Raw genomic sequence first — 23,213 nt, forward strand, 5'->3', positions numbered from 1 at the left:
GAAGGCCCGGGCTCTCTTCGACGCCCGGGCGGCCGTCCCGACCAGACACCACGGGCGGCAGCCCGATCTGCAACATTTTTCAGAACGGGATCCGTTGAAAGCCAAGGACATTCCCCGCGCAATGCCTCGGATCAAGGCCTTGCATGGACCCACACTGGTGATTCCCCCGGACAGCCCCTCCCCCTCCCCCTTCCCGCCCCGCCTGCCGGGCTCCCTGCCCGCAAGGCTGCCACTGGTCATCATCGGCGCCGGCCAGGCCGGGTTGTCGCTCAGCGCGCTCCTGCAGGAGGCCGGCGTCGAGCATCGCGTGCTGGAGGCCGAAACCGTGGGCGCCAGCTGGCAACGGCGCTGGGAGTCGTTCCAGACCAACACCGCCAACGCGACGATGGCCCTGCACGGTCATGCCTATGCCGGCGATGACCCGGAAGGCTTCATGGGCGCCCCGGAGGTGATCCGGCACCTCCGCGAGTATGCCCACGAGCGTTCCCTGCCGATCAGCGAGGGGTGCGTGGTCCACCGGGTCGGGCCCGAGTCCGGTGGCTATGCCATCGACAGCAGTGAGGGGCCGATCCATGCCCGCGCAGTGGTGGTCGCCACCGGTGAATACCGCCGCGCGCGGATGCCCCGGGCCCCATTCGCACCCGCACCAGGCCTCACCGTGCTGCACTCGGGTGACTACCGCAGTCCCGGCCTGCTACCCGAGGGCGCGGTGTTGGTCATCGGCGGCGGCCAGTCCGGCGCGCAGATCGCCCAGGACCTGCGCGACAGCGGTCGCAGCGTGTACTGGTCACTGGCCCAGCGTCACTCGCACACCCGCCGGCTGCGCGGGAAGGACTCGATGACCTGGTGGGACATGGCCGGGCGCATCCACCAGCATGTGAGTGAAGCGGCCGCCGTACTGGCCGGAGAACCGGATGCGCTGCGCAGGGCCCGCACCGCGGAGTTTCCGCTGATCTCGGGCAAGGGAAGCGGCGGCCGGGGCAGCTCGATCAGCCTGCTGGCGATGCACCGCGCAGGCATCAGGTTGCTGGGCCGGTTGCAGGAAATCAGTGGAAACACCGCCCGCTTTGCCGATGTCCGCCCGCAGCTGCGCACCGCGATCGAGGTCACTCGGGCCGAATATGCCTATCTCGATTCGCTGGCCAGCGCGTACTACGCAACGCGGCCCGAACCGCGCACCGACGATGCCCGCTACATTCCCGAAGAGGTCTACCTGCACTGGGAGCCGGAACCGTCCCCGTGCGAGCTGGATCTGCAGGCCGCAGACATACGCTCGGTGGTGCTGGCCACCGGTTTCGTCGCCGAATGGCCGTGGCTGGACGTGCAGGGCGCGCTGGATGCACACGGCTATCCGCTCGGCGAGTTCGGTGTTTCACCGCAGCCGGGGTTGTTCTTCATCGGCATGCACAACCTGCAGCGGATGAGTTCGTCGTTCCTGTGCAACGGCGGCCGCGATGCACGCGACCTGCTGCCGGCCATCCTGCGGCACCTGGGCCGAAGCGGGAGTACAGGCTTCGGCGCAGGGTAAGGGAGCCGCCGGGCAAGGCCCGGCGGCGCCAGACCAGCTCAGCGGCCGGTCTTCACCTCGGTCCACAGCCGGGTGTAGAGCTTGTCGGTCTCCGGCGTGTTGATCGAGTACGTGAACATCTTCTCGGCCACATCGGCCGGCGGGTAGATGGTCGGGTCGGTACGGATCGCCTCATCCACCAGCGGGGTCGCAGTCGGCACCGGGTTGGCGTAGTGGATGAAGTTGGTGTTGGCCGCGGCAACCTTCGGCTGCAGCAGATAGTTGATGAACGCGTACGCGGCTTCCGGGTGCTTGGCATCCTTCGGGATCGCCAGCATGTCGAACCACTGCGGGGCGCCTTCCTTCGGGATCGAATAGGCCACGTGCACGCCGTTGCTGGCTTCCTCGGCGCGGTCGCGGGCCTGGATGATGTCACCCGACCAGCCGACCACCAGGCAGGTTCCACCGTTGGCCAGCGAACCCACGTACTGCGAGGAGTGGAAATTCTGCACGTACGGGCGGATCGACTTCAGCAGGTCGGCCGCCTTCTGCAGCTCGGCCGGGTCACCGCTGTGCGGGTCCAGGCCCAGGTAATGCAGCGCGATCGGAATCATGTCCGCCGGCGTGTCCAGGATGGTCACGCCGCAGTCCTTCATCTTGCTGATGTTCTCCGGCTTGAACACCAGGTCCCAGCTGTTGGCGATGTCGGTGCTGCCGCCGAAGCGCTGCTTCAGCATGTCCACGTTGTAGCCGATGCCGGTGGTGCCGATCATGTACGGCACGCCGTACTGGTTGCCCGGGTCCTGGGTGGCGATGCGCTTCATCACCGCCGGATCGAGGTTGGCCAGGTTCGGGATCTTGCTCTTGTCCAGCGGCAGGAACACGCCGGCCTGGATCTGGCGGCCGAAGAAGTTCAGCGTCGGCACCACCACGTCGTAGCCACTGTTGCCGGCCAGCAGCTTGGTCTCGACCATCTCATCACTGTCGAACACATCGTAGGTCACCTTGATGCCGCTCTCCTTCTCGAAGGTCGGGATGGTGTCCTCGGCGATGTAATCGCTGTAGTTGTAGACGTTCAGGACCTGGCTGTCCTGCGCGCCGCCGTTGCCACCGCTGCAGGCGGCAAGCATGGCGGAGGCCAGGCCGAGCGTGAGGATACGCAGCTTCATCGGGTGCTCCAGAATGCGGAAAGGGGGCCGGCGGGGCCGGCAACGGGTGCCAGCCTACCCCCCGGCGGCGGATTTTTCTATTCCAGATGCTCAGACGTTCAGCAGCAGGAACTCGCGCTCCCACGAGCTGATGACGCGGAAGAAGGTCTCGTATTCCTTGCGCTTGACCGAGATGTAGGCGCGGCAGAAGCGCTCGCCCAGCAGCGCCTGCAGCTCGCTGCACTGCTCCAGCCCGTCCAGCGCTTCGCCCAGCGAGCGCGGCAGGTTGTAGCCCAGTTCCTTGGCACTGCCGGTGACCGGTGCGTCCGGTGCCAGCCGCTCACGGATGCCCAGCAGGCCGCAGGCCAGGGTCGCGGCCATCGCCAGGTAGGGGTTGGCGTCGGAGCCGGCGAAGCGGCTTTCCACGCGCATGTTCTCAGGCGTATCCAGCGGCACGCGCAGCCCGCAGGTGCGGTTGTCATAGCCCCAGTGCACGTTGCTCGGCGAGACCTCGCCGAACACCAGTCGCCGATAGGAATTCACATTCGGCGCGAAGAACGCCATTGCCTGCGGCACGTACTTCTGCAGGCCGCCCAGGTAGTGGCCGAACACCGGGCTGAACTCGCCTTCGGCATGGGTCTCGCCGGCGAACACATTGCTGCCATCGCTCACCCGCACCAGGCTCTGGTGGATGTGCATGGCGCTGCCCGGCTCGTTCTCCATCGGCTTGGCCAGGAAGGTGGCATACACCCCGTGGCGCATCGCTGCCTCGCGCATGGTGCGCTTGAACAGGAACACCTGGTCGGCCAGGTCCATCGCATCGGCGTGGGTGAAGTTCACCTCCAGCTGCGCTGCGCCGGATTCGTGGATCAGCGTGTCCACGTCCAGCTTCATCGCATCGGCGTAGTCGTACATCAGGTCGAGGATCGGGTCGAATTCGTTGACCGCGTCGATCGAGTACGACTGCCGCGCGGTTTCCGGGCGCCCGGAGCGGCCGGCCGGTGGCAGCAGCGGGAAGTCCGGGTCGGTGTTCTTCTGCACCAGGAAGAACTCCAGCTCCGGCGCCACCACCGGGCGCAGGCCCAGCTCGGCGTAGGCTGCCAGCACGCGGCGCAGCACATTGCGCGGTGCCAGTTCGTGTGGCTCACCGTTCTTCGTATAGCAATCGTGGATGACCTGCGCGGTGGCATCGGCCGCCCACGGCACCATGCGCACCGTGTCCGGATCGGGGCGCAGCATCATGTCCGAGTCCGACGGCGAGGTCAGCTCGTAGTAGTCATCAGGGAACTCGCCGGTGACGGTGGTGGCGAAGATGCCTTCGGGCAGCCGCGTGCCGTAGTCGTGCGAGAACTTGTCGGCGGGAATGATCTTGCCGCGCGCGTTGCCGGTGATGTCCGGCACCAGGCATTCGACCTCGGTGATGCGCCGCTCCTTCAGCCAGCGCAGCAGGCTGCTTTCCTGCGGTGCGGGGGGCGTGGCCGTCTTGCGCGGGCGCGTTCGGGAACTCATCGGGAATCCAGTCGGTTCTGTTGGTGCTGCCGGCAAGCTTGGCCGAACGCACGGAAAATAGCGTGATAGAACGGCGCCTGCATGACACGCCACTCCGGGTGCCACTGTACGCCGAGCACGAAACGATGGTGCAGGCTGCGCGCCGCCTCGACCAGTCCATCATCAGCCACGGCCTCGACCTGCAGACCCTGCGCGAGGCGGGCAATGCCCTGCCCGTGCACCGAATTGACCTGCGCCCGGTCACTGCCGTGCCACTGCGCCAGCCAGCCATCGGCAACCAGGGTAACCGCGTGGGCCGGTCCGTACTGCACCTCCACCGGCGCCTGCGGGTCTTCGCGATGATCGGACAGGCCCGGCACCGCATGCACCTGCGGATGCAGGCTGCCACCCAGCGCGACGTTCAGTTCCTGGAAGCCGCGGCAGATCGCCAGTACCGGAACATCCTGCGCCAAAGCCTCACGCAGCAACGCGAACGCATTGGCATCACGGGCCGGGTCATGCGGATTGCCCGGCCAGCTGCGACCGCCCTCGTAGTGCTGCGGTTCGATGTTGCTGACCGCGCCGGTCAACAGCAGGCCATCAAGCCCCTGCAGCCAGTCGCCAGCCGGCAAAGGAGGCTGCAGGCTCGGCAGTACCACCGGGGTCACTTCGGCGGACTCGGCCAGCGCGCGCACGTACTTCTCGCCGGCCACCGCGAAGCGGTGATGGCCGAGCACGGTACTGTCGGTGGGCAGGCCCACCCAGGGCAGGCGGCGCATGGAAAAACTCCTTGACGTGCCGACACGTTACCCGTCGCCCGGCGAAGGCGGCAAGTCGGTGCCGTCACACCACAGCCCTCACGCATCGGCGAAACTACTTGGGTGAATGCTGATCGTCCTCCCCCGCTCTCCTCTCCCGCACTGCGCCCGCGAGGCCTGCGGTGAGTGCCGCGTTCCCGCCCAGCTGGTATGCCGCCAGCCTGCCCGAACCACCCGCGCTGCCCCCGCTGCAGGGCGAGGTTCAGGCCGATGTCGCAGTGCTTGGTGCGGGCTACACCGGCCTGACCGCGGCCCTGGAACTGGCCTCACGTGGCCAGCGTGTGGTGGTGCTGGAGGCGCAGCGGATCGGTTGGGGCGCGTCCGGCCGCAATGGTGGCCAGGCGCTGGTCGGCTATGGCTGCGAGGTGGACGAACTGGAGCGTCAGCTCGGTCGTGATGATGCGCGCCACCTGTTCGACTGGTCACGCGACGCGGTGCAGGCAATGCGCACACGCATCGATCGCCACGGCATCGACTGCCATTGGGTGGAAGGCCACGCCAGCGTCGCCATCCGCGAACGCCATGAGCGCGACCTGCGGGCCAACTGCGAGCATCTGCAACGCCACTACGACTACCCCATGCAGTGGTGGGACCGTGATGCCCTGCGCGCACAGCTGGACAGCCCGCGCTACCGCGCCGCGATGTTCGATCCGCTCAGCGCGCATCTGCAGCCCCTGGCCTATGCCCGCGGACTGGCCGATGCGGCGCGTGCGGCCGGCGCGGTGATCCACGAGAACTCCGCAGTGACCCGCGTGCAGCGCGGACCGCAGCCCACCCTGCATACCGCGCAGGGAAGCGTGCGCGCCGCGCATCTGGTGGTGGCCGGCAACGCCTGGCTGCAGGGCCTGCTGCCCGAGCTGGAACGGCGGATCATGCCGGTCGGCACCTATATCGGCGCCAGCGCGCCGCTGGGTGCCGAGCGCGCCCATGCCCTGATCGGCAACAACATGGCCGTGGCCGACACCGCCTGGGCACTGGACTACTTCCGTCTCAGCCACGACCACCGCCTGCTGTTTGGTGGCCGTGCCAGCTATTCAGCACTGCCCCCGCCCGGCCTGCGCGGGGTGATGCAGCGGCGCATGCACCAGGTGTTCCCGCAGCTGGCCGACGTGGCGCTGGAACAGGTCTGGGGCGGCTACGTGGACATCACCCGCAACCGCGCCCCGCATTGGGGCCGGCTGGACGGCAACCTGTACTTCGCGCAGGGGTTCTCTGGGCACGGGGTCGCCGCCGCCGGGCTGGCCGGGGAGGTGATCGCCGCCGCGATTGCCGGCCAGAGCGAGCGCCTGGACGTGTTCCAGCGCCTGCGGCATGCCCCCTTCCCCGGCGGCCGGCTGCTGCGCACGCCGCTGCTGGTGGCGGCGATGTCGTGGTACAAGCTGCGGGATGCGTTGTGGTGAAACAGTGAGCTGACACGGAGAGATTCCGAAGAACTGGCAATTCCTGGACCTCCACAGCATGTGAAGAGCACTCATCCAGAAGGGCGTGACGGAATTCTCATTTGATCGGCAGATCGCATCGGCAATTGCATTATCTATTTCATGCCGATACCGTCCCTCAGAACCGGGTCCCGCGGCGAATGGATGCTGACAGGGAACGTACTAGAGGGAGATGTGCGATTGAACTGGTGGAATGAAGGCCTGCAGTTGAAGTTGCGTATCCGCCCGGCGGGGCTGGTCCTTGCGCTGTTGTACGCCATCGCATGCTGGGCGTCTCGCCAGTTGTCGCTCGACCAGTTCTACCTGCCCGCCGGCGTCCGCGTGGCTGCGGTGCTGTTGTTCCCGCCTCGATGGTGGCCGTACCTGCTGCTGGGCGAATACGCCTACTTTGCGCAGATGCGCGTGCCAATGATCGAGAAGTATGGACTGGCCTGGATAGTGCTTGGTTCGGCACTGCTGATGCCTGCAGTGATGCTGATCGTGCATCTGCACCGGAAAATGATGGTGACCACGAAGAATGCATGGCTGATTTCAGTCGCGGCGGCTTCGGCACTGGTGGTCACGGCGCTCAATCTGATGTTGGCACACCTTCTGTGGCCGACACCTCCGGAGATGCCGGTACTTGCGAGCATCGCGCGCCTGGTCGTTGGCGACTTCATCGGCATACTGACCCTTGCACCGCTTGCGTTGCTGTGGACACGCCGGACCGGCAACGCCCGTTGGACATCAGGTTTCGCCCCGCCTGCACTCGCTGCCCTGACGCTGATGGCCATAATTGGCCTGTATGCCGCACAGCTGCCCTTGGACGAAGCCAACGCCAAGACATCGATGCAGCTGCTGATGGCGCTGCCGGTCGTCGTGCTCACCTGTCTGTATGGCTGGCGAGGTGCGGCGATCGGAGTACCGTCGCTCAACTTGATCATTGGCCTGACCACCCCAAGCCCCTACACGGGTGCGTTCGATCCAGCTGCGTTCGCGACCCAGCAGATCATGGCGGTCACCGGCGCTGCACTGCTGGTGTTAGGGTCGCGCATCACCCACTACTACCACCGTTCGCGATTGGGCGAAGTGGGTGAAAGAGATGCGCTCAAGCACGCGCGCAATTCACTGGTGGCAAGCGAGCTTGATCTCCGTGAGCGCGCGCGACACCTGAGGAAGCTGGGGGACGGCATCGACACCTCGCTCAGCGAGGTGGTGAATTGGCTCAATGCGCATGGCCATCCCACGATAGCGAACAGTCTCCTGCATATGGCTTCGGTCCATTCGCGACAGTTCCGCGAACAAACCAGCATGGTCTATCCCGCAGCACTGGAACATCTTGGGCTCTACGTCGCCCTCCAGGCCGGCGGCGTACGCGAAACCTGGGACCTGAGCCATCGCGTGATGCGCCCTCGATTGCTCGGCGATCCCTGTCAGCTCAGTGTCGGCCTGCAGCTGGCCGCCTATCGCGCCCTCACCGATGCCGTTTCGCTGTTGATCAACAGTGAATCCGGTCAGATCAGCATCCGCGTGCGTTGCGGCAGGAGAGGAGGACGCCGCGGCATCCTGATGACGGTCGCACTGCTGGATTCATACCGCAGCCTGTCACCGTCAACCGTCACCGCCACGGTCGAGCGCTTGGCTGGCCGCACGATTGCCTATGGCGGAACAGTGCAGTGCCATCGGAATCGGATACGGATGGCGATGGTGGAGACGGGTGACTCCGCCGCCATCGGCATTGCATCGTTCAACGCTATGGATCACGTGACCATCTCCGGGCAGGGAAACTCGCAGACCCAGATCTGATGGCCGGTGTCCGCCAAAGGGCCGGCCCTACAATAATCGCCCTCTGCCGCGTTCATCGCGGCAAGCGCAGCGGCGCAGGATATCCCGACACCGCTGCGCACTTCTACGTCTTTACGGTGTTTCAACCGACCAGATGACCTCGCCGCCACTACGATAACGCACCAGCGAAAAATCGCTGCCGCTGTAGATCTGCGAGCGGCTGGCGCCTGCCGGTATCTGGATCTTCTGCTGGGGCAGCGAAACCTTGGTCGCATTGTTGCCTGCCGGCAGCACCCAGTAGGTCCCCCCTGCGTTGCCGATAATCAGCTGCACGTTTCCGAGGAGGTCGTTCACCTGCAAATAGGTAATGCCATCACGCTGGAATCCATACAGTTGCCAGCTGGGGTCCTGGCTGAGATTGACCGCAGCCGGACTGGCCTGCCCCAACCCAGCCGTGGCCAATGGCTTTCCATGAAAATCCGAGGGACCGCCCGCGATTGCCGGGGCAGCGGCAAGCATCAGAAATCCAGTAGCCGCACCAAAACATGAAAATCGCACAGTGACCTCCAGGTCGAAGTTGAAATCGAGAACCTCCAGCTGATACTAACCGCTTCCCATCTGAGCAATGGGCCAAACGACGAGCACGGACGTTTTCGTCCTAAAGTTACGCCCGAAACCGCCGCTATCCGTGCCGAGCCCTCCTTCGTGAGCCACCGCATCATGCCCGTCCTGCCGCAGGCCGCCGTCGATGGCGACCTGGCCGATCCCCTGCCACAGCGGATCCTGCTGGTCGAAAATTCCCGTGCGTTCACCGGCATGCTGCGCGAAGCCATCGAACAGCGTCTGGAACTGCCGGTGGTGATCGCTTCCACCCTCGCCGAGGCCGATCGCCTGCTCGGCGAAGGTGGCGGCTGGTTCCTGGTGCTGACCGGGCTGGTGCTGGCCGACGGCGACCGTGATGCGGTGGTCGAGTTCTTCCTGAAGCGCGACCTGCCAACGGTGGTGGTCAGCGGCGTGTACGACGAGGACCTGCGCAAGCGCGTGCTGCAGCAGCAGATCATCGACTACGTGCTGAAGAACACCCCCGGCAGCATCGACTACCTGGTGTGGCTGGTGCAGCGGCTGGAACGCAACCGCCGCATCGCCGCGCTGGTGGTGGACGATTCGCCGTCCGCGCGTGGCTATGCTGCGGCCCTGCTGCGCATGTACGGCCATGAGGTGCATGAAGCCGCCGACGGCAACGAGGGCCTGGCTGCGATCGAGGCGCACCCGGCGATCCGCCTGGCGGTGGTCGACCAGGAAATGCCCGGCATGCAGGGCGTGGAGTTCACCCGTCGCCTGCGCACCCTGCGCTCGCGCGACAAGGTGGCGGTGATTGGCATCTCCGGCAATACCGATGCCTCGCTGATCCCGCGCTTCCTGAAGAACGGCGCCAACGATTTCCTGCGAAAACCCTTTTCGCGCGAGGAATTCTTCTGCCGCGTCTCGCAGAACGTGGACCAGCTGGAACTGATCGGCACCCTGCAGGATCTGGCCACCCGCGACTTCCTGACCGGCCTGCCCAACCGCCGCTGCTTCCTGGAGCAGAGCCAGCGCCAGCTGCCGCAGCTGCAGCTGCATGGCCAGTGCGTGGCGGTGGCGATGATCGACATCGACCACTTCAAGCACATCAATGACACCCATGGCCATGAAGCCGGCGACGATGCACTGCGTGCGGTGGCCGGCGCGGTGGCCGCACATGCGCGCAGCCAGGACCTGATCGCACGTTTCGGTGGCGAGGAGTTCTGCCTGCTGGTGCCGGACATGGAACAGGACGAGGCGCTGCTGTACTTCGAGGAACTGCGCCAGCGCATCGCCGCGCTGGAAGTGGACATCGGCACCGCCACCCTGCGCATGACCGTGAGCATCGGCCTGTGCTGCCTGCGCCCGCAGCGTGATGCACTGCACCGGTTGATCTCCGAGGCCGACCGCCAGCTGTACCTGGCCAAGGCCGGTGGCCGCAACCGGGTCAGCTGCACCACGGTGGCCAGCCCGCTGCGCCCACGCGAGCCTGCCCTGCCCTGACCGGCCCGCTTTGATCCAGATCAACGCCGCACCCGCGCGGCAGTTCTACAGTCGGCCCCGACATACGCATGAAGGGGAGCCGGGGATGGCACTACTGGTCTGGCAGGACGATCTGAACATCGGCATCGATGTGATCGACCAACAACACCGCCGCATCATCGAGATGCTCAACCACCTGCACGTGGCCCAGGCCAGCATGCAGCGTGCGGCGGTGGGTGAGGTGATCGATGAGGTGGTGGACTACACCATGTCGCACTTCGCGTTCGAGGAAGAGCTGATGGAGGAAGCGGGCTATCCATTCTGTGCCGCGCACAAGCGCGTGCATGAGGTCTTCATCAAGCGGGTATCGGAATACCGCATGCGCTTCCAGGCCGGCGAGGACATCAGCGATGAACTGCGGACCATGCTCTCGCGCTGGCTGTTCAACCACATCCGCGGTGATGACCAGGCCTATGCCGAACAGGTCAAGGCGCACCTGAACCAGTTCGCCCGCGAACACCAGGGCGGCGGTTGGCTGGGGCGCACGCTCAAGCGCTTCTTTGGTTGAGCTGCAGCGCGCGCCGGTGCAGTGCCACCAGCGCGCACAGGGTCGCCACCGCGGTCAGGCACAGGTAGTAGCCCACCGCGACCAGGCCGAAGCGTTCGGCCAGCCAGGTGGCCAGGTACGGCGCCGGTGCCGCACCGAGGATGCCGGCCAGGTTGAATGACAGCGACGCGCCGGTATAGCGCACCTCCACCGGGTAGATCTCGGCCAGGAAGGTGCCGCAGGGGCCGTAGGTCAAGCCCATCAGGAACAGGCCCAGGCACAGAAAGCCGGTGACCAGCCACGGGCTGTGCGGCTGGAACAGCGGCGCGAACAGCACACCGAAGCCGACGATCAGTACGCTGGCGACGATCATCGTGCGCCGCGTGCCCCACCGGTCGCCATAGCGCGCCGACAGCGGGATGCCCAGTGCGAAGAACAGCATGCCGGCCATCTGCATCAGCAGGAACTGCTCGCGGCTGTAGCCCAGCACCGCAGTGCCATGGCCGAGACTGAACACCGTCATCAGGTAGAACAGCACGAAGGTGGCGAACGCGCCCAGGGTGCCCAGCAGCATGGGCACCGGATGGTCACGCAGCACCGTCCACATCGGCAGCCGCACCGGCGCCTTGCGCTCCAGCGCCTTCTTGAAATCGGGTGTCTCGTGGATGTTCAGGCGCACCCACAGGCCAAGGCCGACCAGCAGCGCGCTGGCCACGAACGGAATACGCCAGCCCCACTGCAGGAAGTCGTCCTGGCTCAGGCAGCGGCCAAGCACGAGGAAGATGCCGGCCGACAGCAGAAAGCCGAGCGGTGCGCCCAGCTGCGGGAACATGCCGTACCAGGCGCGCTTGCCCGGCGGTGCGTTCTCGGTGGCCAGCAGCACCGCCCCGCCCCATTCCCCGCCCAGGCCCAGACCCTGGCCGAAGCGGCACAGCGCCAGCAGCGCCGGGGCCCACAGGCCGATCTGGGCATGGGTGGGCAGCAGGCCGATCAGCACCGTGGACAGGCCCATGGTCAGCAGCGCGGCCACCAGTGTGGCCTTGCGGCCGATGCGGTCACCGAAGTGGCCGAACACCGCCGAGCCCACCGGGCGCGCGATGAACGCGACCGCAAACGTTGCCAGTGACTGCAGCAGCGCCGCCTGTTCACTGCTGTCCGGGAAGAACAGGTGCGGGAACACCAGCACTGCAGCCGTGGCGTAGATGTAGAAATCGAAGAACTCGATGGTGGTGCCGATCAGGCTGGCCAGCAGGACTCGACTGGGGGAATTCACGGGCGGCGCGGCAGCGGTGATCGTCGACATCGGCAACACGGGTAACGGCGGATCGCCCGATTCTGCCACGGGCCGATGGCCACACGGGGCGATGGTTTCAGCCGACACCGATGCCAACGGAATTTTTCGGGCCGCCCGCTAGTCTGCGCCACCGGTCCCTGCATGGATGCTTTGCCAATGACTGCAGTCGCGCTGTCGTGGTCCGATTCGCCGAAGCTGCCGCGCATGGCGGCGTGGCTGGTGGTACTGCTGGTGCATGGCGGGCTCGCTCTGTGGCTGCTGGACAGCGGCCGGATCGAACTGCGCAGCGACGACGGCCCACGGATCTTGCTGCGTTGGCTGCCACCGGAACTGCCGACGCCGGTAGCCAAGCAGCCCACCTTGCCCTCCGCACAGATGACGCGTCCGGCCGCATCGGTGATGCCCCGCCCGGCCCCGGTTGCGCAGGCAGACAGCGCCCAGCCTGCCGCAGAGAACGCGGCTGCGGTGGCGCCACTGATCCTGAGTCTGCCTGCGGGCAGCATCGACGGTGGTGACGGCATCAGCGCCGCAGGTATCACTCCCCGCCTGATCGGCCGCCGCGAGGTCCATCCCGCGTTCGGGCCGCACCGCAATTACTTCCGGATCCGTCGGCAGATGACCCCCGAGCAGATCGTGCATGGCGTGGCGCAGCTGCTGGGGTTGTGGCCACCGGGGTACATCGTCGACCCGTGCGAGCTGGGCAAGCAGGACATGGACTATTTCCAGAACGCCGTCGAAGAAGCCGACCGCGACATGCTGCGTGCGGCAGTGCTGCAGGTGAGCACCCGCTGCCGGTAGCGGGCACGCCTTTGTAGAGTCGAGCCATGCTCGACTGCTCTTGCCGAGACGCAGCCGAGCATGGCTCGGCGCTACAGAAGAACGAACGGCAGTCGAGCATGGCTCGACTCTACAAAGAGCGAACAGCCATCCAGCAATCGCGTCGTCACAACTGGATCCAGGTAGCCTTGATCTCGCTGTACTTGTCGAACGCATGCAGCGACTTGTCCCGCCCATTGCCGGACTGCTTGTAACCACCAAACGGGGCGGTCATGTCGCCACCATCCCAGCCGTTCACCCAGACACTACCCGCGCGCAACTGCCGCGCGACCCGATGGGCGCGGCTGAGATCACGCGTCCACAGACCCGCGGCCAGGCCGTAGCGGCTGTCATTGGCCAGGCGCACCGCTTCGGCCTCGTCGTCGAAGCCGAGTACGGCCAGCACCGGCCCGAATACTTCCTCACGAGCCAAGGCCTGCTCCGGGCGCACCTGGTCGAACACTGTCGGCTGCACATAGCTGCCGCCGGCCTCGACCTCGGCCCGTCGCCCACCCAGCAGCAGCCGCGCGCCCTCGCCTTCTGCGCGTGCGATATCGTCCATCACCTTGTCCAGATGCGCGGCATCGACCAGTGCGCCCATCGGTGCATCGGCCTCCAGCGGATGCTGCGGCTGCATGTGCTGGCCATGGGCGATCACCTGATGCACGAAATCCTCGCGGATCGAGCGCTGGACCAGCAGCCGGGAGCCGGCAGTACAGACTTCGCCCTGGTTGAAGAAGATGCCCTGTGCCACCGCCTTGGCGACGACGTCCAGATCGGGGGCGTCGGCGAACACCACATGCGGGCTCTTGCCACCGCATTCCAGCCAGACCCGCTTGAGGTTGGATCGCCCGGAATGCTCCAGCAGTTTCGCGCCGGTGGCACTGGAACCGGTGAAGGCCAGCACGTCCACGTCCATGTGCAGGGCCAACGGTTCACCGACGCGCGCACCGTGGCCCGGCAACACGTTCAGTACGCCCTCCGGCAGGCCCGCCTCGGCGGCCAGTGCGGCCAGCCGCAGCGCACTCAGCGGTGACCGCTCGGAAGGCTTGAGCACCACCGAGTTGCCCATGGCCAAGGCCGGTGCGATCTTCCAGCACGCCATCAACAGCGGGAAGTTCCATGGCACGATGGCCGCCACTACGCCAGCGGCCTCACGCGTGACCAGCCCCAGCTCGTGCGGGCCGGTGGGCGCGACCTCGCCGTACAGCTTGTCCACCGCTTCAGCGGTCCAGCGCAGGCAGCGCACCACGCCGGGCAGGTCGATACGGCGCGCGTCACGCACCGGCTTGCCCATGTCCAGGGTTTCCAGCAGGGCCAGTTCATCGGCGTGCGCTTCCACCAATGCCGCCAGCGCCAGCAACACGCGCTTGCGATGGGCCGGAGTGGCCTGCGACCAGTGGCCCGCCTCGAAGCTGCGTCGCGCGGCCAGGACCGCGCGCTCGACATCCTGCGCGTCGCAGTCGGCAACCGCAACCAGCACGCGACCGTCGATCGGGCTGATGCAGTCGAAGCGGGCGCCACTGGCGGCATCGACATAGCGGCCGTCGATGAAGGCCTGGCCCGGCATCGACAGCTGGAGGGCCAGCGCCTGCCAATGGCTACGGTCGGGGAAATCAGCCATGGGAAGCTCCAACATTCAACGAGCCTTGGTTATACCGGGACCGCCGCGACTCCGCCGTGACGCGGCTGCGCTACATTCGTCGCATCGGACCCGACGGAGCTGGCATGAAGCGTCCCGAAAGCGACCTGCACGACCTGGCCACCCAGCGCCCCGAGTCACTGGACGCGTACTGGATGCCGTTCACCGCCAACCGCCAGTACAAGGCGGCACCACGCATGCTGGTGCGCGCCGAAGGCATGCACTATGAGGATGTCGACGGCCGCCAGATCCTCGATGGCACTGCCGGCCTGTGGTGCTGCAACGCCGGCCATGCCCGCCCACGCATTGTCGAGGCTATCGTCGAGCAGGCACGCACCCTCGACTATTCGCCGGCCTTCCAGATGGGCTCGCCGCCGGCCTTCGCGCTGGCGCAGCGGCTGGCTGCACTGGCGCCGGGCCCGCTCAACCACGTGTTCTTCACCAGCTCCGGTTCCGAGGCGGTGGATACCGCGATGAAGATCGTGCTGGCCTACCACCGCCAGCGTGGCGAGGGCCAGCGCACCCATTTCATCAGCCGCGAGAAGGCCTATCACGGCGTCGGTTTCGGCGGCATGGCACTGGGGGGGCTGCCCAACAACCGCAGGGCGTTCGGCCTGCAACTGGGCGGCGTGGACCACCTGCGCCACACCCTGGACCTGCCGCGCAATGCGTTCAGCAAGGGCCTGCCGCGCCAGGGCGCGGAACTGGCCGACGACCTGGAAAGACTGATCACGCTGCACGACGCCTCGACGATTGCCGCCGTCTTCGTCGAGCCCATCGCCGGCTCCGCCGGGGTGATCCTGCCCGCACCCGGCTACCTGCAGCGCCTGCGCGAGCTGTGCGACCACCACGGCATCCTGCTGGTGTTCGATGAGGTCATCACCGGCTTCGGCCGGGTTGGCATGCCGTTCGCCGCGCAACGCTTCGGGGTCACCCCGGACCTGCTGACCTTTGCCAAGGCGGTCAGCAACGGCGCGGTGCCTCTGGGTGGCGTGCTGGCCAGCGACGCCGTGCATACCACGCTGATGCAGGCACCGCCGCAGGCCATCGAGCTGTTCCATGGCTATACCCATTCCGGCCACCCGCTGGCCTGCGCCGCAGCGCTGGCGACGCTGGACGTCTACGCCGAGGAGCGCCTGTTCGAGCGCGCCATCGAGCTGGGCGAGTACTGGCAGGAACGGCTGCATGCGCTGCAGGGCCTGCCCAACGTGATCGACATCCGCAACTTCGGGCTGGTCGGCGCGGTCGAGCTGGCACCGCGCCGCGATGCTCCCGGCAGCCGTGGCTACGAGGTGTTCCGGCGCTGCTTCCATGACGGCCGGTTGCTGGTGCGCTGCACCGGCGACATCATCGCGCTGTCGCCGCCACTGATCGTGGACAAGGCACAGATCGACCAGATCACCGGCACCCTGGGCGAGATGATCCGGGCCACCGCCTGAGCCCGGGCCGGCGGTGGCGAGCGGGTACAATGGGCGGTTCCGCTCCTGCTCGCTGCCGTGCCCATGGATATCGTCGTCAAAGAAGAACTCAAGGCCTATATCGACCCGCTGACCGCGGACGAACATGACGCGCTGGAGCGCAGCATCCTGGCCGAAGGCTGCCGCGATGCGCTGGTGCTGTGGGGTGATGTGCTGGTCGATGGCCACAACCGTTTCGGCATCTGCCAGAAGCACGGACTGCCCTTCAACACCGTGCAGAACACCCGCTTCCAGAGCATGGAAGACGTGCACCTGTGGATGATCGAGCAGCACCTGGGCCGCCGCAGCGTGTCCGATTTCCAGCGCGGTGTGCTGGCGCTGCGCAAGCGCGACATCCTGGCCGCCCGCAAGCAGGTCGAGCAGGCCCAGCTGCAGCGCGAGAGCGACGGCACCGCCGACGTCGTCGAAGACGCGGGTGAGGACAGCCCGCCGTGGGAACCGGCGCCGAAGATCAGCCGCGCCGAGCTGGCCCGCGAGGCCAAGCTGAGCACCAGCCAGGTCGGCATGATCGAGCGCATCCACGCCCAGGCTGCGGCCGAGGTGGTGGAAGCGGTGAAGGCCGGCGTGATCTCGATCAGCGCCGCTGCGGCTGTGGCCGACCTGCCGGAAGACGAGCAGCGCGCTGCCGCCGCCGGTGGCAAGGACGAGCTGAAGCAGGCCGCCAAGCGCGTGCGTGATTCCAAGCGCAAGCCGCGCGCACCGAAGCCTGAACCAGCCGAGATGGATTTCGAAGAACCCAGCGAGGACGAGGTGGCCAGCCGCGATGCCGAGGTTCTGTCGGCACTGGAACAGCTGGGCGAGGATGCACCGGCCCTGCGCCGTCGCGTGGTCGCGCTGACCCGCGAGAACGACACCCTGCGCGCGCAGCTGGCCGCGCTGCGCAAGCAGCTGGAAGCGCTCTAAGCGCTCTCGACGCGCTTCTGTAGAGCCGAGCCCATGCTCGGCTGCTCTTTGCCACGCGCAAGGCAGCCGAGCATGGGCTCGGCTCTACAGACAGGCGTCACCGGGCTGCGGTTAGACTTTCCGCATGACGCCTGCCCACGATCCGCGCCGCGCTCAGCTGCGGCGCCTGAAAGCCCTCGCGCTGGGCCTGTTGCTGTTGATGCTGGCCGGTTTCGCAGTCAGCCACTGGCAGGGCGAGCGCGGTATCTGGGCCTGGGTCTCGGCCTTCTGCGAAGCCGCTGCCGTGGGCGCACTGGCCGACTGGTTCGCGGTCGTCGCCCTGTTCCGGCGGCCGATGGGCCTGCCGATCCCGCACACCGCGATCATCCCGCGCAGCAAGGAACGCATCGGCGACAGCCTGGCGCTGTTCGTGCGCGACCAGTTCCTGGAGCCAGGTGTGCTGCTGGCCAAGCTGCAGGTATTCGATCCAGCCAGCCGCCTCGGCAGCTGGCTGGCCGACCCGGCGCGCTCGCGGATGCTGGCCGACATGGCCCGCGGCTGGGCCCTGCAGGCGCTGGATTTCTTCGACGAAACCGCGGTACGCCGGCAACTGCACGCCTTCGTGGTGCAGCAGCTGCGGCAGTGGAATGCCGCTGCCACCGCCGGTGAACTGCTGGCCCTGCTGACCGCCGATGGACGCCACCAGCGCGTGCTGGACGAGGGCCTGCAGCGGCTGGGGCGCTGGCTGGAGCAGCCGGAGGTGAAGGAACGCGCCTCGCAGCTGATCGTGCGCTACATCCAGCGCGAATGGCCGACGCTGTCGAGCACGGTGAACTGGGTCAAGCCGATCGACGAGATCGGCGACAGCCTGGCCGAGCGCCTGGCGCGGGCGGTACTGGAAGAACTGCAACAGGTGCTGGCCGAGCCGCAGCATCCGCTGCGCCAGGACTATGAGACCTGGCTGCAGAACTACGTGCAGCGCCTGCGCGAAGACCCGGCGCTGGCCGAGCGCATCGAACAGCTCAAGCAGGACATGATCGACCACCCCGCCCTGCAGGACTACGTGCAGGGGCTGTGGGCGCGCATCCATGCCAGCCTGCGCGCCGACCTGCAACGCGAGGACTCGGCACTGGTCGGCCACCTGCAGCGCAGCCTGGCGTCGCTGGGCAGCAGCCTGCAGGCCGACCCGGCCCTGCGCGAGGCCCTCAACCAGCACCTGCTGGAAGGTGCGCAGCGCCTGACCGGGCGCCTGCGCGAGGGCGTGACCACGCATATCGCGCAGACCGTGAAGGGCTGGGACGAGCGGCACCTGGTCGAGCAGCTGGAACTGAGTGTGGGTCGCGACCTGCAGTTCATCCGCTTCAACGGCACCCTGGTAGGTGGCCTGATCGGCCTGCTGCTGCATGCGGCGACAGTAGTGTTCAGGTTCTAGGAACCCATCCGGCAGTCGATCCACGCCCTGCGTGGAGGGCGGAGTTCGTCACGCTTGATTAACGAAATGCGAATGCCTATCATTTGCCGATCGGTTGTACGCTTAGCCAAGCGGGGCACGGAAGCACGCACCTACCCGCCCCTTCGCCCGTGTACATCCCCCGACTACCGGGTCGCCCGCACCAAGCGGGTGGCGCACCGTCGATGGGACTCGCTGGGCGACGTGCGCGAAGCGCATGGCTGCTGTGTCTGCGCATTCCATCGCCTGTTTCGTCCTGCATGGAATCGCACCGATGGCAACGCCGCTGAACCTCCCTCGTCCCACTCTGCTGGCCCTGGCCGTGACCGCACTGATGATCGCCCCGCTGGCCCACGCCGACGGCACCGCCGAATCCTCCGCGCGCACGCTGGACACCGTGAAGGTGACCGCCGATGGCGAGATTCCCAACAGCTACACGGTCAAGGGCGCGCGCAGTGCGACCAAGCTTGACCTGTCACTGCGCGAGACACCGCAGTCGGTGACGGTGCTGACCCGACAGCGCCTGGATGACATGGGCCTGTTCTCGTTGTCGGACGTGATGGGCCAAGTCACCGGCGTCAGCGTGTCGGTCACCGACAGCGAGCGCATCAACTATGTCTCGCGCGGCTACACCATCGAAAACTTCCAGGTCGATGGCATGCTCAATACGTTCGGTGGCTCGGTCAAGACCAACACCGACAACGTCATCTACGAGCGAATCGAAGTGATCCGCGGTGCCACCGGCCTGACCACTGGCGCGGGCGATCCGTCCGGCACCATCAGCATGATCCGCAAGCGTCCGACCGACACCTTCCAGATGGGTGCCAACCTGACCCTCGGCCGCTGGAGCAACCGGCGCCTGGAAGCCGATATTGGCGGCCCCATCGCCTGGGACGGCCGCATCCGTGCACGCATCGTGGCCGCCAAGCAGCAGAGTGATTCCTTCCGCGATGTCTACGCACTGGACAAGGACGTGTTCTACGGCATTGTCCAGGCCGACCTGAGTGACAGCACACTGTTCGAGGTGGGTTACGAATACCAGTCGCCGCGCACCACCGGCGTGACCTGGGGTGTGGTGCCGTACTGGGGCGCCGATGGCGCGCCGGCCAACCTGCCGCGCTCGACCAACCTGTCCGCGTCGTGGAGCGCGTGGCCGATCGTGGAGAAGACCAGCTTCGCGCGCCTGGAGCAGCAGCTGGGCAACGGCTGGTCAGCGAAGGGCAACGTCAGCCATGCGGTGCGCGATACCGACGGCAGCGTCTGGTACGGTGCGGCCGGCAATCCGCGCGCGGACGGCACCGGCATAACGGCCTACATCTCGCACTTCAACCAGCACAGCACGATGGACGTGTTCGACGTCAACGTGGGGGGGCCGTTCAAGCTGTTCGGTCGCGAGCATGAGCTTGTATTCGGCCTGGGCCAATCGGTTCGCAAGGGCGAATCGGAAGCTATGGATTTCAACTACGACACGGCCTATGCGAAGGTGCCTGACTGGCGGCACTGGACCGGCAACGTCCCGGTGTTGCCGGTCACCCGTCTCGGCCGCCTGTCATCACAGGATGAGCTGCGCCAGCGTGCCGCCTACCTCGCCGCGCGCCTGCGGCTTGCCGACCCGCTGCTGGCCGTGGTCGGCGCACGCTACGGCAGCTGGGAAACCCGCACGTGGGAGTATTCCTACGACGCCGCCGGCAACCGCACTGGCACCAAGCGCAGCGGCTACAAGCCCGACGATACGCTCACCCCGTATGCCGGCCTGATCTACGACTTCAACTCGACGTTCAGCGCCTACGTCAGCTACACCGACATCTTCAAGCCGCAGGGCTACCGCGACCGCAACGGCAACTACCTGGAGCCCATAGTCGGCAACATGTACGAAGCGGGCGTCAAAGCGGAATTCTTCGGCGGCCTGCTCAATGCCTCCGCCGCCGTATTCGAGGGCAAGCAGGACAACATTGCCGAGATGGATGATTCGGTTCCAGCCAACTCGCTGCCCGGCGGAGAGCAGGCCTACCGCTCCACCGCCAAGGGCAACAAGGTCAAGGGCTGGGAGATCGAAACCCAGGGCAGCATCGGCGAGGAGTGGAACGTCTCGGCAGGCTTCGCCCACACCGTCATCCGCAACAAGGATGGCGTGCTGCAGCGGACTACGACCCCGCAGGACACGCTCCGCCTCAACACCAGCTGGCGCCCCGGCGGCATCGAAGGCCGCGTCTGGCTCGGTGGTGGCGTGACCTGGCAGAGCCGTATCTGGAACACCAGCACCAAGGCGGATCGCAGCAAGGCCAACATCACCCAGGACGCCTTCTACCTGGTCAACCTCGCCGGTGGCTACCGCTTCAACGAAAATTTCAGCGCCCAACTGAACATCAACAACCTGCTGGACAAGAAGTACTTCAACAACGTCGGTTTCTACAACGGCGTGTACTGGGGCGAACCACGCAATGTCACCGTGACGCTGCGCTGGAAGCTCTGAACCCGATGGACGGCGCTGGTTCTGCGACCAGCGCCCGGCCACGGATGGCCAACCCCGGCGCACTGCGGTGCGCCGGTCCCCTTTTCACTGAATCCTGCAGGAATGCCGTGGACCGCTCGCCCGCAACCGCCAGCCCCCGCACCTTCTTCTCCAACCCGCGCTGGGGCGTGCTGTCACGCTCGTTGGCTGCAATCTTCGGCGGCTACGCGCTGGCCTCGGTGACCAGCGTGTTCTGCGCGGTGGCGCTGCCTGGCGCGCGCGGCCAGACCGTGCTGACCGGCATGCTGCTGGCGATTCTGGTCGCCGCCTGCGCGGCGCTGTGGGCGTTCGCCACCCGCAGCGCGCTGCGTGCGTGGGTCGGCATTCTCGCTCCCGCCCTGCTGATGGCTGCCATCGCGCGCATGCTGGGGGCCTGGGCATGAAGAACGGATTCCGCCAGTCGATGGCCTGGCTGCACACTTGGACCGGCCTGCTGGTCGGTTGGTTGCTGCTGCTGATTTTCATGGCCGGCACGGCCAGCTACTACCGCGAAGAAATCAGCCGCTGGATGCGCCCGGAGCTGCCCTCCAGCAACGTCAGCATCGACGTCGCCGCGCAGCGCGCGGTGGACTACCTGCAGGCCAACGCCACGCAGGCCGAGAACTGGTTCGTCACCCTGCCGCAGCCGCGCAACCCGGCCATGCAGATGTTCTGGCGGCTGCCGCCGGAACTGGCCGACCCCAGCCGTGGCCGCCGCGGTGGCTTCGGCGACGCCACTTTGGACCCGAACACCGGCCAGGCATTGAAGGCGCGCGAGACCCGTGGCGGCGACTTCTTCTACCGCCTGCACTTCGACCTGCACTACATCCCGGTGCTGTGGGCGCGCTACCTGGTCGGCTTCTGCGCGATGTTCATGCTGGTGGCGATCATCACCGGCGTCATCACCCACAAGAAAATCTTCAAGGACTTCTTCACCTTCCGCAAGGACAAGGGCCTGCGCTCCTGGCTCGATTTCCACAACGTCAGCGCGGTGATGGCCCTGCCCTACCACGCGATGATCACCTACACCGGCATCGTCACCCTGATGATCATGTACCTGCCGTGGGGGGTGAAAGTCGCCTACCCACAGGACGAGGACAAGTTCTTCAGCGAAGCCTTTGGCGGTATGCCGGAGGTGACCGCGCCGGCCGAAGGCCGCGCAACACCGCTGCCGATCGCGCAGCTGCTGGACAGCGCGCGTGCGCATTGGCACGGCGTGGAAGTGGCCGGCTTCACCGTGTCCAACCCGGGCGCGGCCAATGCGGTGATCGACATCCGCCAGCGTGATGGCAAGCGCCTGTCCACCGACACCCCGGCCGTGCGCTACGACATGGTCAGCGGTGCATTGCTGGAAGAAACACCGCCCTCCGGTGGCGCCACCGCCACCCGCGGCGTGCTGTACGGCCTGCATCTGGCACGCTTTGCCGACTGGGGCCTGCGTGCACTGTTCTTCCTGTCCGGCCTGGTCGGCTGCCTGATGGTGGCCAGCGGCGTGGTGCTGTGGGCAGTAAAGGAACGTCCCAAGCATGCCAAGAGTGGCCGCATCGGCTTCGGCCTGCGCCTGGTCGATGCGCTGAACATCGGCACCGTGGCCGGCCTGCCGATCGCCTTTGCCGCCTACTTCTGGGGCAACCGCCTGCTGCCGCTGGACATCGCCGAGCGCTCGAGTGCGGAAGCCAACGTGTTCTTCTACGCTTGGGGCGGCGCGCTGCTGGCCGCTTTCATCTGGCCGAAGCGGATGATGTGGGCGTGGCAGCTCTATCTGGGTGCGGCGGCGTTCGCGCTGGTGCCGGTGGTCAATGCACTGACCACGCACGCGCACCTGGGCATCACCCTGCGCAATGGGGACTGGGTGTTGGCTGGCTTCGATCTGTCGATGATCGCCTTCGGCGCGATGCTGGCGTTGTGCGGCTGGCGCATGCAGCGCTGGACGCCACCACTGTCTGCTGCCGAGAAGAAGCGTGCGGCGGCGGCGGCTGCCCCCAAGGCCGTGGCGGAATCCGCCGAAGCGGAGGCCAGCGCATGATGCTGCTGGCGTTGACCCTGTCGTTCTCCGCGTTCACCGCGCTGTCGCTGGCGATGGAAAAGCACCAGCACGACCTGCACGGCAAGGCTGCAGCCCCCCCGGCACGGCGCACGCAATGGCGGGTGCTGGGCTGGGCTCTGCTGACGGTGGCGTTCGCGTTGTGCGTGGTCGACCACGGCTGGGCGATGGGCCCGGTGCTGTGGCTGGGTGTGATGACCGTGGGCGGCGTGGTGCTGTCGTTCGGACTGTACCCGTACCGACCGAAATGGATCGCGCCGCTGGCGATCGCGTTGCCCGTGGCCGGGCTGCTGGTGGCTTTGCTGTGACCACCATCCACGCATGGCGTGGATCTACTGGTCAGACGGGGTAGTGCCGGCCGC

Annotated in this window: 19 protein-coding genes; 13 read left to right on the plus strand and 6 right to left on the minus strand. The window is 66.6% G+C overall.

What is annotated here, in order from left to right; genetic code table 11:
- The first annotated feature begins 121 nt into the window (after window positions 1-121).
- Complete coding sequence (locus tag AC13FN_RS00865; RefSeq protein WP_482984306.1) at window positions 122-1,528, plus strand: flavin-containing monooxygenase; 1,407 nt, start codon at window positions 122-124, stop codon at window positions 1,526-1,528.
- A 38-nt stretch (window positions 1,529-1,566) separates the two neighbouring features.
- Here AC13FN_RS00865 and AC13FN_RS00870 read toward each other — a convergent pair whose 3' ends face one another.
- From AC13FN_RS00870 to AC13FN_RS00880, 3 genes are all read right to left on the minus strand, one after another.
- Window positions 1,567-2,676, minus strand: a complete 1,110-nt coding sequence (locus AC13FN_RS00870) for a polyamine ABC transporter substrate-binding protein (protein ID WP_010486170.1) — start codon at window positions 2,674-2,676, stop codon at window positions 1,567-1,569.
- Between the two features lie 90 nt (window positions 2,677-2,766).
- Window positions 2,767-4,164, minus strand: coding sequence for a glutamine synthetase family protein (locus AC13FN_RS00875; RefSeq protein ID WP_019337139.1), 1,398 nt, complete (start codon window positions 4,162-4,164; stop codon window positions 2,767-2,769).
- Window positions 4,161-4,922 (minus strand): gamma-glutamyl-gamma-aminobutyrate hydrolase family protein, encoded by a 762-nt coding sequence (locus AC13FN_RS00880; protein WP_019337138.1) that lies wholly within the window; start codon window positions 4,920-4,922, stop codon window positions 4,161-4,163. Before AC13FN_RS00880 ends, AC13FN_RS00875 begins: the two co-directional genes overlap by 4 nt.
- A 161-nt stretch (window positions 4,923-5,083) precedes the next feature.
- Between AC13FN_RS00880 and AC13FN_RS00885 the strand changes: the two genes are divergently transcribed.
- The gene (locus AC13FN_RS00885) at window positions 5,084-6,361 is read left to right on the plus strand and encodes an NAD(P)/FAD-dependent oxidoreductase (protein ID WP_482984305.1); all 1,278 of its coding nucleotides are present in this window, start codon (window positions 5,084-5,086) and stop codon (window positions 6,359-6,361) included.
- Window positions 6,362-6,574: 213 nt separating this feature from the next.
- Window positions 6,575-8,185, plus strand: a complete 1,611-nt coding sequence (locus tag AC13FN_RS00890; RefSeq protein ID WP_224329156.1) for an MASE1 domain-containing protein — start codon at window positions 6,575-6,577, stop codon at window positions 8,183-8,185.
- Between the two features lie 111 nt (window positions 8,186-8,296).
- Here the strand turns inward: AC13FN_RS00890 and AC13FN_RS00895 are convergent, their stop codons facing one another.
- Window positions 8,297-8,683, minus strand: coding sequence for a hypothetical protein (locus AC13FN_RS00895; protein ID WP_224329155.1), 387 nt, complete (start codon window positions 8,681-8,683; stop codon window positions 8,297-8,299).
- A gap of 201 nt (window positions 8,684-8,884) precedes the next feature.
- On the opposite strand from AC13FN_RS00895, the gene AC13FN_RS00900 reads away from it, so the two are divergent.
- On the plus strand, window positions 8,885-10,228 hold the full coding sequence (locus AC13FN_RS00900) for a diguanylate cyclase (protein ID WP_010486178.1): 1,344 nt from the start codon (window positions 8,885-8,887) through the stop codon (window positions 10,226-10,228).
- 85 nt (window positions 10,229-10,313) lie between these two features.
- Window positions 10,314-10,775: a bacteriohemerythrin gene (locus tag AC13FN_RS00905; protein ID WP_004151683.1), complete on the plus strand. Its 462-nt coding sequence runs from the start codon at window positions 10,314-10,316 to the stop codon at window positions 10,773-10,775.
- On the opposite strand, the gene AC13FN_RS00910 is transcribed toward AC13FN_RS00905, so the two are convergent.
- Window positions 10,756-12,057, minus strand: a complete 1,302-nt coding sequence (locus tag AC13FN_RS00910) for an MFS transporter (RefSeq protein ID WP_019337132.1) — start codon at window positions 12,055-12,057, stop codon at window positions 10,756-10,758. The two genes, AC13FN_RS00905 and AC13FN_RS00910, sit on opposite strands and share 20 nt — an antisense overlap.
- Before the next feature lie 147 nt (window positions 12,058-12,204).
- Here AC13FN_RS00910 and AC13FN_RS00915 point away from each other — a divergent pair, with 147 nt between their 5' ends.
- Window positions 12,205-12,846 (plus strand): hypothetical protein, encoded by a 642-nt coding sequence (locus tag AC13FN_RS00915; protein WP_482984304.1) that lies wholly within the window; start codon window positions 12,205-12,207, stop codon window positions 12,844-12,846.
- 145 nt (window positions 12,847-12,991) lie between these two features.
- On the opposite strand, the gene AC13FN_RS00920 is transcribed toward AC13FN_RS00915, so the two are convergent.
- Window positions 12,992-14,488, minus strand: a complete 1,497-nt coding sequence (locus AC13FN_RS00920) for an aldehyde dehydrogenase (protein WP_109813791.1) — start codon at window positions 14,486-14,488, stop codon at window positions 12,992-12,994.
- Between the two features lie 104 nt (window positions 14,489-14,592).
- On the opposite strand from AC13FN_RS00920, the gene aptA reads away from it, so the two are divergent.
- The 7 genes from aptA (at window position 14,593) to AC13FN_RS00955 (ending at window position 23,159) form a co-directional block, all read left to right on the plus strand.
- Window positions 14,593-15,945 carry an omega-aminotransferase AptA gene (aptA, locus tag AC13FN_RS00925; protein ID WP_482984303.1) on the plus strand — a complete coding sequence of 451 codons (1,353 nt, stop codon included), beginning with the start codon at window positions 14,593-14,595 and terminating at the stop codon, window positions 15,943-15,945.
- A 63-nt stretch (window positions 15,946-16,008) separates the two neighbouring features.
- On the plus strand, window positions 16,009-16,887 hold the full coding sequence (locus tag AC13FN_RS00930) for a ParB N-terminal domain-containing protein (RefSeq protein ID WP_109813790.1): 879 nt from the start codon (window positions 16,009-16,011) through the stop codon (window positions 16,885-16,887).
- Window positions 16,888-17,011: 124 nt separating this feature from the next.
- Complete coding sequence (locus AC13FN_RS00935; protein WP_482984302.1) at window positions 17,012-18,298, plus strand: DUF445 domain-containing protein; 1,287 nt, start codon at window positions 17,012-17,014, stop codon at window positions 18,296-18,298.
- A 292-nt stretch (window positions 18,299-18,590) separates the two neighbouring features.
- The gene (locus AC13FN_RS00940) at window positions 18,591-20,789 is read left to right on the plus strand and encodes a TonB-dependent siderophore receptor (RefSeq protein WP_482984301.1); all 2,199 of its coding nucleotides are present in this window, start codon (window positions 18,591-18,593) and stop codon (window positions 20,787-20,789) included.
- Window positions 20,790-20,896: 107 nt separating this feature from the next.
- Window positions 20,897-21,211 (plus strand): DUF3649 domain-containing protein, encoded by a 315-nt coding sequence (locus AC13FN_RS00945; protein WP_010486186.1) that lies wholly within the window; start codon window positions 20,897-20,899, stop codon window positions 21,209-21,211.
- Entirely contained in the window at window positions 21,208-22,833 is a 1,626-nt protein-coding gene (locus AC13FN_RS00950; RefSeq protein ID WP_482984300.1) for a PepSY-associated TM helix domain-containing protein, read from the plus strand. Before AC13FN_RS00945 ends, AC13FN_RS00950 begins: the two co-directional genes overlap by 4 nt.
- Window positions 22,830-23,159 (plus strand): DUF3325 domain-containing protein, encoded by a 330-nt coding sequence (locus tag AC13FN_RS00955; RefSeq protein ID WP_054171367.1) that lies wholly within the window; start codon window positions 22,830-22,832, stop codon window positions 23,157-23,159. The genes AC13FN_RS00950 and AC13FN_RS00955 overlap by 4 nt, the downstream gene beginning before the upstream one ends.
- Window positions 23,160-23,213: the final 54 nt, after the last annotated feature.

Source organism: Stenotrophomonas sp. 115C5 (assembly GCF_056861055.1).